The sequence below is a fragment of the Pseudoalteromonas sp. GW168-MNA-CIBAN-0100 genome, assembly GCF_040309225.1.
In the GTDB taxonomy this organism is placed as follows: Bacteria; Pseudomonadota; Gammaproteobacteria; order Enterobacterales; family Alteromonadaceae; genus Pseudoalteromonas; species Pseudoalteromonas arctica.
The window spans coordinates 1-267 of record NZ_JBEOOL010000631.1 but is presented as its reverse complement, the minus strand read 5'-3'; the positions used below and the strand labels follow the sequence as shown (position 1 = coordinate 267).

General features: G+C 41.9%; 1 protein-coding gene. It reads left to right on the top strand.

Features of this window, described 5'->3' with window-relative positions; genetic code table 11:
- Window positions 1-267 (top strand): hypothetical protein (locus AAEY62_RS22755; RefSeq protein ID WP_350636686.1); only part of this gene is annotated, 267 nt, incomplete at both ends.

Below are 267 nucleotides of genomic sequence, written 5' to 3'. Positions count from 1 at the left end.
GTGGAGCATAGCTTTAAGGTTAATGTGAGCTATAATACTGAGCTTTTTTCTGGCTACCAAACCAAGTTTAACATGTACTTTGAGCGTCGCTCTGGCCGCCCATTTAGCTATACAATGGGTCTTTTTGAAAAAGATGATTTAGGCGATACACGTGACTTTTATTCAAACTCGGCTTACCTTGCATACATCCCAACGGGTGCTGATGATGCAAATGTAAACTGGGATGAATCTGGTTTGTCGTGGAGCGAACTTGAAACGCTACTTAAC